Origin of the sequence: Zhongshania aquatica (assembly GCF_027257955.1) — a bacterium.
In the GTDB taxonomy this organism is placed as follows: Bacteria; Pseudomonadota; Gammaproteobacteria; order Pseudomonadales; family Spongiibacteraceae; genus Spongiibacter; species Spongiibacter aquatica.
The window spans coordinates 356086-368495 of record NZ_JANZNQ010000001.1; the positions used below are offsets into that span (position 1 = coordinate 356086).

Genomic DNA, 12410 nt, shown 5'->3' on the forward strand with positions numbered 1-12410 from the left:
CTCTTGAAAGGCCGGATCAACGCCCTGTGAAAATAAGTCACTACGTTTTTGTTGCTGTAGCCGGCGCCAGCCTTACACTCTCACTCGCCCCTTTCGACTGGTGGTGGACAGCCATCATCGCCATGGCCGCCCTCGCCGCCAGCCTAAATTCCGCAACGGCAAAGCAGGGATTCTTGCTGGGCTGGAGTTTCGGCAGCGCCAGTTTCGCCACCGGTGTCTCATGGGTTTACGTCGCCATGCATGACTTTGGCGAAACACCAGCGGTGCTCGCCATTCCCATGACGGGTATTTTCTGCATTGGCCTAGGCTTAGTACCCGGCCTTTTTGCTTATATATATTCGCGTTGGATTCGCGACGGCGTCGCAGGTAAAACACTGGGCTTTGCCGCACTTTGGGTCCTAGCTGAATGGCTACGCGGCTGGATATTCACCGGCTTCCCTTGGCTTTACCTAGGCTACGGGCATTTACACACGGCCATGGCAGGATGGTCACCGGTCATCGGCGTTTACGGCCTTAGCTTTTGGGTAGCGTTGAGCGGCGCGGCGATTGCACTTTGCGTTACCGCACCCGCAAACTTAAAGCGCCACGGCTACGCAACCTTAGCTGGCTGCATCGCCTTATTTGGCCTCGGGTATTCGCTACAAAAACATGAATGGACAATAGCCGGCACCAAAGCCCCACTGCGCATTGGCGCCGTGCAAGCCAATATTTCGCAAGAAAAAAAATGGGCCTACACCCAGTACTGGGCAACACTTGAGCAATACGACCTCGCGTCCGAAGAACTGTGGCCAGACTCAGATTTAGTAATATGGCCAGAAGCGGCCATCCCCGCCCTTTACCACAATGCCTTATCGTATTTTGAATATATCGCCGAGCGTGCAAAAGCCAATAACAGCGCCATCATTACCGGCGTACCCACTCGTTTTGGCGAAGATATGTTCAATTCAGTCATGGTCATTAGCGGCGGCGAGGGAATTTATCACAAGCAGCGACTAGTACCCTTTGGCGAATACGTACCACTAGCTCACTACATTCGCGGACTAATTAAATTTTTTGACCTGCCCATGTCCAGCTTCACTCGCGGCGGCCCAGGCCAAGCCCACCTAGAAGTCAAAGGCTGGCAACTCGCACCCTCTATCTGCTACGAAATAGCCTATCCAGACCTTGTCGCCCGCAGCGCCCGTGATTCCGACCTACTGTTCACCATCAGCAACGACGCCTGGTTCGGGCACTCCATCGGCCCCGACCAACATATGCAAATGGCACAAATGCGCGCGCTAGAAAATGGCCGCGAACTCATTCGCGTCACCAGCACCGGCATTACCGCGATTGTTGACCATCAGGGCAATATTCGCACGCGTATACCGTCGTTTACCGCCGGAAATTTAAAAGGTGTTGTTCACGCGAGGAGTGGTACCACACCATTTACTCGGTATGGTTCAATGCCGATTATTGTTTTGTGTGGGGTGTTGGTGCTGTGCACTAGATTTAGGCGGCTATCGATTCCCGCATGATCAAAAAATAGTTAAATCCTTCAGAAAGCTTGAAAAGAATAATAGATTTGTTAGTACATTCGAACAAATTTATCGCAAGCGTCGACCAGTATATATTGAGTTGCGCAATCGGACCAAAGTGCTGGCATTAGGTACTCAATAATGCATTACAAAGAAATTGACTTTCGATCCACTCCACTGAGAACACTGTGTACAGCATCAACAAATGCAGTTTCCGAACTTATTCTGTTTTCTAAAAGTGGTGTAATGGATGGTATTACTGCAATGGAATATGCTGAATATTTTCATGGTGCAGTTTTGGTTGCTTGCCAGGCCTACGCTGTGGGCACGGTTAGTGATATAAACGAAATAGAAGCGGCTAACCACAAGAAAATTGATTTATACAAATACAAAGAAACCAACTACCACGAGTATACGTACGTTGAACTAATCAATGCTCTTGCTAACTTCTTTAAGCATAACGAAAAGTGGTCTGTTTGGCCCGTCAACGAAACAACCAAGATTCTTCGCCACTACCGCATAAACGAAAATACAGAGTTTCCGCTATATCAGGGAATTAAAATAATTATTGGTGAATCAACTGATCTTCGTGGCTTATGTGAAACATTAGAAAATTGGCGGTTTTCCTTGTTAAATACGAGACACAAAAGTACCTGATAGAAAATTGATTTCGTGCGTCATTTTTATAGTATTTAACTAGATCTTATTTCGCCCTTCCTGGGCGACTTACTTTTTTTTACGAAAAAAGAAGTAAGCAAGAAACTCGCCCGCTATCACTCACCCTTCGGGTACCCTGCGCTCACATAAATCCAATGGGATCGCTGCGGAACTCGCCTTCGGCTCAAACAGTCCTCGCTAAAAACATCCCATTGAATTTCTGCGGTGCTAGGTGAGTTCAAAAGCGGGGATTGAGGCGTCGTCACGTACTGGTACTAGATAAACGACGCGGTTTCAACAAGAGACTCGCAGCTTGCGCCAACTCCCCTTCAGCGCCGCCGAGCACTGCAGCAAGTAACGGATTAGAGCGAGAAACTGTTTGAGCCGAAGGCGAGTTTTTCTCGCGCCGTTACTTGCGAAGCGCGCAAGGGATCGATGGCGCTTTTTGCCATCGACGGTGATGTAGGGTGCCTTTTTTCTTTGCTTACTTTCTTTTTGGGCATGCAAAAAGAAAGTAAGTCGCCCAGCGAGGGCGAAACCAAAGCGAACAGTAAACCGAAAGAACTAGTCGAAGATCAGATATCTAAACAAAAGCATTCGCTATGCTCAAATGGATACCCAATCGGGGTCGGGTATGACGAGGCGCAAAAGAATCAGTCACCGACAAATACGGTAGATTTACCACGACCCCCACAGCATGCACCGCTCCCCTTCAGTGCCGCTGAGCACTGCGGCAAGTAACGGAATAGAGCGAGAAACTGTTTGAGCCGAAGGCGAGTTTTTCTCGCGCCGTTACTTGTGAAGCGCGCAAGGGGATCGATGGCGTTTTTTGCCATCGACGGTGATGTAGGGTGCCTTTTTTCTTTGCTTACTTTCTTTTTGGGCATGCAAAAAGACAACGTTTTCTATTTGATCGCCGCTTTTTGGCGACCCGAAGGGTGAGGCACGTAGTACCGAGTAAAGTAAGTCGCCCAGCGAGGGCGAAACCAAGGCTTACAGTAAATCTACAAAACATTTCAATTTGCGAGCATCAAAACAAGGACATTCGCTAATCTCACATGAATACCCGATCAGGGCCGGGTATGGCTGAGCGCTGTAGCCTCCAACCCCACACGAAGCGTGGTTCTTACCATCACACCCACACCTCGCGCTGAAAGCGCAAAAATAGACACTTATTCACAGACCGCTTAGCTGTTAGAATAACGGCCCTTAACTTATTAGCCCGCTGTACAGAGACCTGACACCGCCAATGGACCAACATTACGCCCCCCGCGACATCGAAACCTGCGCCCAACAATTTTGGCAGGATCAAAACAGTTTCGCCGCCGTCGAAGACGCCAGCCGCGAAAAATACTATTGCTTGGCGATGTTCCCCTACCCCAGCGGAAAATTACACATGGGGCATGTGCGTAACTACAGCATTGCCGATGTGATTTCGCGCTATCAGCGTATGTTGGGCAAAAACGTTTTACAGCCTATGGGTTGGGATGCGTTTGGTTTGCCCGCAGAAAACGCAGCGGTAAAAAACAAAACCGCACCGGCAAAGTGGACGGTTGAAAACATTGCCTATATGCGCGATCAGCTGAAGCAACTGGGCTTTGCCTATGATTGGAACCGCGAGCTAGCAACCTGCAAACCAGATTACTATCGCTGGGAACAGTGGTTCTTCACCCGCCTCTACGAAAAAGGCATGGTCTACAAAAAGACCTCGGCGGTGAATTGGTGCCCAGTCGATGAGACCGTATTGGCGAATGAACAGGTTATTGACGGCTGCTGCTGGCGCTGCGACACCCAAGTTCAGCGCAAGGAAATTCCACAGTGGTTTATTAAAATCACCAGCTATGCTGATCAATTGCTTAACGACCTAGACCAACTCGACGGCTGGCCTGAGCAAGTCAAAACCATGCAGCGCAACTGGATTGGTCGCTCGCAGGGCGTGCAAATGCGCTTTGATTTAGACACCACCATTGCGGGCATGAACAGTTTTGAGGTTTACACCACGCGCCCCGACACCCTCATGGGCGTCACCTATGTGAGCTTGGCGGCAGAACACCCCATTAGCTTGGAACTGGCAAAAACCAATGCCAAACTCGCTGCATTTATCGACGAATGCCGCAACAGTTCTGTGGCCGAAGCCGACATGGCGACCATGGAAAAGAAAGGCATGGCAACCGGCATAGATGCCCGCCACCCTATTACCGGCGAAGCGGTGCAAGTGTGGATCGCCAACTATGTATTAATGGATTACGGCACCGGCGCGGTTATGGCAGTGCCTGCTCATGATCAACGCGATTACGAATTTGCTAAGAAATACAACCTCGCGATCAATCAAGTTATCGCGCCTGAAAATGGCGACGCGGTAAATCTTGAAGAAGGTGCGTTTACCGAGAAAGGTATATTGGTCAACTCCGCCGCCTTTGACGGTTTGAATTTTGAAGCCGCCTTTAAAGCAATTTCCGATGAACTTGTTGCAAAGGACAAAGGCAAAGTCACCACCAACTACCGCCTTCGCGACTGGGGGGTGTCTCGTCAACGTTACTGGGGGGCACCGATCCCCATATTCAATCTGCCCGACGGCGGCGAAATTGCGGTACCAGCCCATAAATTGCCTATTCTGCTACCGGAAGACGTAGAGATGGACGGCGTACAGTCGCCCATCAAAGCGGATACCGAGTGGCGCAAAGATAATCTCGACGGCGTCGCTGTTGAGCGCGAAACCGATACCTTCGATACCTTTATGGAATCGAGTTGGTACTACGCACGCTTTACCTGCCCAGACTTTGAAGACGGCATGCTAGACCCCGACCGCGCCAATTACTGGCTGCCGGTAGACCAATATGTTGGCGGTATCGAGCACGCAATTCTTCACCTCTTGTACGCACGATTCTTCCACAAATTAATGCGTGACGAAGGTCTACTCAATTCTGACGAGCCGTTTAAACAATTGCTTTGCCAAGGCATGGTATTGAAAGACGGCAGCAAGATGTCCAAGTCCAAGGGCAACACCGTCGATCCGCAGGCATTGATCGAACAGTACGGCGCCGACACCGTGCGCCTATTTATTATGTTCGCAGCGCCGCCAGAGCAAAGTTTAGAATGGTCTGACAGCGCAGTAGAGGGCGCACATCGCTTCCTGAAACGCCTATGGAAATTAGCGGCGACTCATCTTGAAGCGGGCACAGCGCCCGCGCTAACGCCGGAAAGTTTGAGCGGCCCGCAGCAGGATTTACGTCGTAAAACCCATGAAACCATCGCAAAAGTCAGCGATGATTTTGGTCGCCGCCTCACCTTCAACACGGCTATCGCTGCGGTAATGGAGTTGGTCAACGACGTCAGTCGCTTCCAACGTGAAACTGAGCAGTGCCTTGCCGTTGAGCGCGAAGCCATTGAAGCCGCCGTGCGTCTACTTGCGCCAATCGTGCCGCATATTAGTCACCAGCTATGGATCAACCTCGGCCACAGCGATGCCGTTATCGACGCACCATGGCCGCAAACGGATGAAAGTGCGCTGGTACGCAATACCATTGAAATGGCGGTACAGGTCAATGGTAAACTGCGAGCTACTATTACAGTCGCCGCCGATGCTGATGCGGAAAGTATTAAGCAACTAGCGCGGGAACAGGAAAACGTACAACGCTTTCTTGCTGACTTAACCATCCGCAAGGAAATTTTAGTCCCTAAAAAATTGGTGAATATCGTTGCTAACTAAGCTGATCAATAACGCGCTCATCGTCGCAGTCTGCCTTACGGTGGCAGGCTGTGGTTTTGCGCTGCGCGGTAATACCAGCATAGATAAAGACATGCAGCCCATTTACGTGGTGAACGATCGCGAAAGCAAAGAGCTCAGCCTGTCGTTAAAACGGCAATTCGCCATCAATGACGTCGCCGTCAGCAAGCATCGTAAGGATGCGAAACTCATTGTTGTTATAAAACTACTAGACGAAGAAAAACGCAGCGTAGCCCTAGACCGCGAAGCCCGCGACGCGGAATACGCGCTGTTTGAATCTGCCAGTATCGAACTGCAAAGCCCCGACGGTACAAATCTGCGCGGCCCACATACACTGCAACAGCGCCGCCTCATTGTGAACGACCCGGACAACCCAGTTGGCGAAGAAACCGAATCGACCATTGTTCGCGCGGAAATGCGTGAGCAACTGAGTATTCGTCTCGCGCGCCAAGTCGAGTTCTGGTCGCACCAACTTCAAGAACAGCCCTAATGCGGATACGTTCGGAGCAACTCACCGGACACCTCAGCAAGCAATTACTGCCTGTCTATTTAGTGTGCGGTGAAGAACTACTTATCAATCAAGAATGTTGCGACACCATTCGTCAACACTGCCGCAAAGAAGGAATTAGCGAACGCGAAGTCTTAAATGTTGACCGCAGTTTTGACTGGGGGCAACTACTCGACGCTGGCCAATCAATGTCACTTTTCGCTGACCGAAAACTTATAGAGTTGCGCCTTGGCGACAGCAAAATGGATCAGAAAAGTTCGGCTGCGTTGCAGGAGTATCTGCAGCACGTCGACGGCAGTAATATTCTGCTAGTGAGCTGTGGCAAGCTCGACAGCCGCAGCATGAATAGCAAATGGGTGAAGGCACTGGATAATGCTGGCGCGGTGATTCAAGTGTGGCCGGTTGATCGCCAACACCTTAACAACTGGATTATGCAGCGAATGCGGAATATCGGCCTAAGCGCGGACAATGACGCAGTGCAGCTACTGGCTGATCGGGTTGAAGGCAATTTACTCGCCGCCGACCAAGAAATATCTAAACTCAAAATCTTAGCGGGGGATCGCACGATCACCGCTGACGTGGTCGCCAATGCGGTCGCCAGCAGCGCGCGCTACGATGTATTTAAGCTGATCGATACCGCACTGGCGGGGAATGCCGGCAACGCCTTACAAATGCTGCACAGCCTACAGGCCGAAGGCGGCGAAGACATCGCCATGCTTGGCGCAGTAACTCGGGAAATTCGCGCCCTCTATCAATGTGCGCAACAACTCGAACAAGGTGTCAGTATAGACCGGGTTTTAGACGGTGCCCGAGTGTGGGACAAACGCAAAGCACTTTATAAAAGCGCCCTGCGCCGTATGAAGCCCCTGCAGCTCGGCAAGCTTCTGCAACTTGCTACCCGCATCGACGCCGCGCAAAAAGGCCAAAGCAAGGAAAATGGCACGGTACTGCTCGCCAATCTAGTGTCGCTACTCGCCGGCCAGAAACTCACCGAGTTATTAGCGTAACTGCACGCCAATCAAGCCGAACCGCAACACCGCTTTTAACTTCTTTTAACCGCCAAGACTAGCCAGACCATCAAATAAACCATCTAAAGCAGACAGCGGCAACGCGCCTAAGCCCTGGAGTAACGACGGCAGTAATAGCGTATCTAGGTCATAGGTGACTTCACGCACAACCGCCAGTAATGCACTGCTGATAAACTTAGGCCCTAGGCCAATCGCATCACTTACTTCCGCAGGCGCAAACTCCTCTATCGGAATAACTTTGAGCAGTAAATTGGCAAGTAAGTCGTCGGTGGTAGACACCACCACTTGACCGATTTCGCTGGTGCTGACATTGCCTACCCCATCGATCACGCGAGTGACGTCAAAGAGTAATTCAGACAATAGACTCATGGCACCACCAGCAACGGGGACGCTGCCGCCCTCTTCTTCAATACTGTCAACGATGCCCTGAATATTGCCGGCAAGATGATTTAAAGGGTCGGTCAAACTGCGCAAATCGACTGATGCGGCGTCATCGCCGCTGCCAGCTTCGCCAGTAAATTGTTCTAGCGCTGCTGCAAGTTGATCAAATGGCGCAGGTAAACCTTCCTCGCCCGCCGCCGGTATAGCGCTCTGTAAATTCTGCAGGGCGTACAACAGTGCCTGACTAGCGCGCTCGCCACCCGCGAGTGCCAACTCAGGGTTCTGCTCGGTTGCCGCTCCCTGTAAACCGCTGAGTAGGGAATCGACAACTTCTAATAAAGCATTTCCAGACTCGCCGACAGCGGCGACGACTCCCGCTAAATTTTCCTCTGGAATTGCAGCAGCTAAGGTCGCAAAGCCATCGGCGAACTGAGTTTGCACCGGATCAAGATTCCCCTCTTGATCAGTCACATCAAAATTCGACTCGCCCACTAGAGGATTAGTGAAGCCATCTGAGGCCGGCAAACCAATCGCAGCTTGCTGACTTTGCTCACGACGGAATGCGGGCTGCGGCGTGGCCAAGGAGCCTAAACCAAGTGCGGCATCGTCTGGATCGACTTGATACACTTCGCCGACCATTTTATCGCCTTTAATCTCGACCCAAACAAAACCGTAGCTATCGCCTTTTTCGTAGTACACAGCGTTGTCGTCGCGGTGCTCTAGGCTGCGGGTTTTACTCGCCGCACCCGATAATATAAAGCCCGTTTTACCGCAGGATGCTACTGGCATTAACCACTGCAGGTCGTGGTCGTGACCCGCAAAAAAGAAATCTGCCTTGTCACACAAGGTCTCTTCCAAAAATGCCTTGTAACGGCTGCCCGCCAATACTGGTGCCACAAAGCCCGGCACACCGTCGTAGTTGCCGGCGTTACCATGGGAGCCATTAGACAAATAGGGATGATGAGCGAAGGCGATTTTCCATTTTGCTTTACTGTTCGCCATCGCGTCTTTTAACCACTGCGCCTGCGCCAGACCGTAGTTGTTATACGAAAAATTTTCATTGCTATCGGGGAAGCCACCGGCAATTTGGTTGGAGTCCACGGCAAACAATTCTACCAGTGGCGCCGCCGCATCTCCGCCCTGTGTTAAACGGTAGTAGCGGGCAGGCATATGCCAACGCGATGTTTGCCTAGGCTGCTCTGGATGCAATGCGTCACGGTAGTGGTAATCAACTTGAAAATCACCATTGGCGTTATTCGCGCCATCGCCACCAAAGAAACCACTATTATCGTGGTTGCCCAGCACCATATAGAAGGGCAAATCGATGGGGGCAAAGGGGAGTTCAAACTTTTCTTCAAACTGTGGATCAAGTTCAGAACTCACACCCGACTCGTAGATATTATCGCCAAGTCCTAAAACCAAATCGCAGCCTTTAGCAGCGCAGACCTTTGCCACCGCCTCGCCAACTGCGTAGGCACCCGCGCTACCACTGCCACTGTCGCCCAATAAAATCATTCTTACGACCGGCTCAGTGACAGGAGTTTCATCTACCGGGGCTTGATCCACTAGGTCATCGTCAACGGACGTAGTACTCCCAGTAGAAGAGCTATTAGACGAAGACGATCCGCCGCAAGCGGCGAGGGTCATCATAAGGATGATCAGTAGTGAATTAGCGAGGGTTTTCATAACATTACTCTCAAATTTTAGCGCTTCCATTCTAGTGGCAGCGTCGTTTAAACATCTACGGCACTTGTCACACTTTAGGATAAGAGACCGGTGTATCTTCGATTAGGCGACTACTGCCGCTGTTCACGGCTAAAGTTTTAACTTTGCTAGACTCCACTCCGGACTGATCTGCCGAATCAATATTTTCGGCATAATAAAACTCCGCTTGGGCGCGCTGATGATTCACATCCATCAAAATAAATCCGTGATTTTTTAAGTCCGTGTATTTCATGTGCGGGTTCACCACTGGCAACACCGCCGACACCAATTCAGCGGCCCCATCAGGAAAGCCCGGCGATGTAATACTCGGCGCTACAAACTCAACGCCAAGTGGCTCATCCAACACGCCGCCCGTAATAACCGCACTGCTTTTATACAGCTCGCTTGCCCAGCTGGTGTGAATATCACCGGTGAGTACCACCATATTAGAAATGCTGTTTTCCTCGACAAAATCGAGGATTTCTTCACGTTCGACAGGATAGCCATCCCACTGATCCATATTCACCGCGATCAACGGGCTGAAGTCATTGGTGGGCACACCCGGCAGCAGACGCTGCAGTTCAAGTAATTGCAGCTGGGCAAACATGACTTGCTGACCGACAAATTTCCACTGCCCCTGTGCGGTTGCCAGCTTATTTTTAAACCAAGACTTCTGTGTTTGACCAAGCAAGTCTCGGGCGTCGGCACGAGCGGGATCAACTGGATTGTCTAATTGTTTAACGCGCCCTTCTAGGCGCGTATCTAACATAATGAAATCCGCTAAATCGCCATAGCGAAAGGCGCGATAAATACTGTCTTCACTCACTGTTGGCGGACGAATTGGCATCCATTCAAAGTAGGCTTGGATTGCCTGCGCCTTGCGATTAGCCCATTCGCCCTCGCCGTCATTGTGATTCTCTGCGCCGTCTTTGTAGGAATCATTAGCCGATTCATGGTCGTCCCAAATAGTAATAAAGGGGTGAATTAGATGGGCGGCCTGCAAATCCAAGTCCTTGCGATAATGGGCATAGCGACGGCGATAATCGTCTAAGACCATAATTTCATGGGGCGGATCGAGTCGTCGCTCGCTATTGTCACCGTACTCATCATCGCCGTATTCATAGATGTAATCGCCCAAATGCAGAACAAAATCGAGATCAGTGCGATTGGCAATCATACGATATACAGAGAAATACCCGTGGGGATAGCTGCTACAGGAACACACCGCGTAGCGCAGACGCTCTGCATATTGACCCGGCATAGGTAGCGTTTGCGCCCGGCCAACTGGCGACTGGTGCTCACCCACCGAGAAGCGATACCAATAATACTGTTCTGACAGCAAACCCGCCGCATCAAACTTAACGGTGAAATCTCGCTCAGCACTGGTGCTAAAGATCTCTGACAACACGATACTGTTAAACTCAGCGTCCTCGGCAACCTCACAGAGCACATTGATGGTTCCAATCAGATCCTCTTTTGGTGTCACCCGGGTCCACAAAATCACCCGATCATCCAGCGGATCACCACTGGCGACGCCGTGAATAAACGACACATTTACATCTGAAGCTGCGGTATTTGTAGATGAAGATCTGGAATTGCTGCTGCCGCCACAGGCTGTCAATATTGGCACCGCAATCGATGCCGTTGTCATCACCCGCAGAAAATGTCGTCGCTTCACGGAAAACCCACTCGTGTTATCATCAAAAAGTAACAGCAGAATAACTTTTGGGTGTTACAGATACATTTCAGTGACCGTGGGCGCGCCTAAATATTTACGGAGACAATCTCAACAGATGAAAACCCTTTCACTTTTTGCGGCCTGCGTGCTGCTTATGGCCTGCAGCAGCAAACCCATTCCATTTACCGATTATTTGGTCAGGAACCTTTTGCGTGACAATCTAGAGACGATGGCGACACCCGCCATTTTTAAGGTTGAGGATATTACCGTGAAAAGTCTGGAGAGCGGGGAAACCACGGGTAGCGCTATTGCCGACGTCAGACTGCGCTTTCCTGAAGACTTCGACACCATGGCAAGTTTACGTAGACTAGAACCGTATAACGTCGCCTATTTACAATACAAAAGTAGCTTCGGTAAATTTTCAGCGGGAGAGAGCCAAGTCCATCACGCTGAATATCAATTTGAACGTCGCGAAGGTAAGTGGCACATTGTCGGCAGTCGCGCTATTTCGCCGCCTGAGATTTTTCATGCCGCGGGCAGCCCTGCAACGAAAGAGTAACGCCGGACCTCATTGATAAAACTAAGCAATAAATCGACTGATTAATAGTGACTACCCAACTGTACCCAAGGCGCTTTGCCCTCTTGGTGGTAAACCTTAAAGCGGGTTAAGCCAGCATAGGGTACGCCTAAACGGGTCATCGCGCCCATGGGCATACCCAGCCAATGGCAGATCATCACGCGGATTACGGCGCCATGGGCGACGAGTAAGACCGACTGGCCTTTGTGCTCTTCTGCAATGGCTTCTAGTTCACTCGTAATACGCTGACAGAAATCCGGCATGGCCTCGCCATTTGGAGGGCTCGCCTCTGCGGGAGACTCCCAGAAATCTGCCCATTCCTGCGGAAAACGCTTACGGGCAACATCATGCGCCAAGCCTTCCCAGTCACCGAAATGCATTTCACGCAGGTCTTCGCGCACCGTTATCGGGGTATTTCGATCAGTCGACAACATTTCAGCAAAGCGCTGGCAGCGCTGCAACGGTGAGCTAACAATGGAGTCCCAGCTTACATCACCCATGCTCGCCACTTTGTCGCGCATTTGCTGCCAACCGGTATCACTAAGCGCCACGTCGGTGCTACCGCGAAAAATCTCGCCACCCTCGCAGGCGCCGTGACGTAACAAATCGATACTCGTTGTTGTCACTTTGGCCATC

At 51.0% G+C, this 12410-nt stretch carries 10 protein-coding genes; 7 read left to right on the plus strand and 3 right to left on the minus strand.

Features of this window, described 5'->3' with window-relative positions:
* Positions 1–26 precede the first annotated feature (26 nt).
* The 6 genes from lnt (at position 27) to holA (ending at position 7413) form a co-directional block, all read left to right on the plus strand.
* Positions 27–1514 (plus strand): apolipoprotein N-acyltransferase, encoded by a 1488-nt coding sequence (lnt, locus tag O9X78_RS01605; RefSeq protein WP_269617843.1) that lies wholly within the window; start codon positions 27–29, stop codon positions 1512–1514.
* A gap of 141 nt (positions 1515–1655) precedes the next feature.
* Complete coding sequence (locus O9X78_RS01610; RefSeq protein ID WP_269617844.1) at positions 1656–2171, plus strand: hypothetical protein; 516 nt, start codon at positions 1656–1658, stop codon at positions 2169–2171.
* 435 nt (positions 2172–2606) lie between these two features.
* On the plus strand, positions 2607–2912 hold the full coding sequence (locus O9X78_RS01615; protein ID WP_269617845.1) for a hypothetical protein: 306 nt from the start codon (positions 2607–2609) through the stop codon (positions 2910–2912).
* Positions 2913–3420: 508 nt separating this feature from the next.
* A complete protein-coding gene (leuS, locus tag O9X78_RS01620) occupies positions 3421–5880 on the plus strand; it encodes a leucine--tRNA ligase (protein ID WP_269617846.1) in 2460 nt (819 codons plus the stop codon).
* Positions 5870–6388 carry an LPS-assembly lipoprotein LptE gene (locus O9X78_RS01625; RefSeq protein ID WP_269617847.1) on the plus strand — a complete coding sequence of 173 codons (519 nt, stop codon included), beginning with the start codon at positions 5870–5872 and terminating at the stop codon, positions 6386–6388. The genes leuS and O9X78_RS01625 overlap by 11 nt, the downstream gene beginning before the upstream one ends.
* Positions 6388–7413 carry a DNA polymerase III subunit delta gene (holA, locus tag O9X78_RS01630; RefSeq protein ID WP_269617848.1) on the plus strand — a complete coding sequence of 342 codons (1026 nt, stop codon included), beginning with the start codon at positions 6388–6390 and terminating at the stop codon, positions 7411–7413. The genes O9X78_RS01625 and holA overlap by 1 nt, the downstream gene beginning before the upstream one ends.
* 45 nt (positions 7414–7458) lie before the next feature.
* On the opposite strand, the gene O9X78_RS01635 is transcribed toward holA, so the two are convergent.
* Both O9X78_RS01635 and O9X78_RS01640 read right to left on the minus strand, forming a co-directional pair.
* On the minus strand, positions 7459–9501 hold the full coding sequence (locus O9X78_RS01635; RefSeq protein ID WP_269617849.1) for a metallophosphoesterase: 2043 nt from the start codon (positions 9499–9501) through the stop codon (positions 7459–7461).
* Positions 9502–9568: 67 nt separating this feature from the next.
* Positions 9569–11197 carry an alkaline phosphatase D family protein gene (locus O9X78_RS01640; RefSeq protein WP_269617850.1) on the minus strand — a complete coding sequence of 543 codons (1629 nt, stop codon included), beginning with the start codon at positions 11195–11197 and terminating at the stop codon, positions 9569–9571.
* Positions 11198–11312: 115 nt separating this feature from the next.
* Between O9X78_RS01640 and O9X78_RS01645 the strand changes: the two genes are divergently transcribed.
* Positions 11313–11756, plus strand: coding sequence for a hypothetical protein (locus tag O9X78_RS01645; RefSeq protein WP_269617851.1), 444 nt, complete (start codon positions 11313–11315; stop codon positions 11754–11756).
* Positions 11757–11797: 41 nt separating this feature from the next.
* On the opposite strand, the gene cobC is transcribed toward O9X78_RS01645, so the two are convergent.
* A complete protein-coding gene (cobC, locus tag O9X78_RS01650; protein WP_269617852.1) occupies positions 11798–12409 on the minus strand; it encodes an alpha-ribazole phosphatase in 612 nt (203 codons plus the stop codon).
* Position 12410 lies beyond the last annotated feature (1 nt).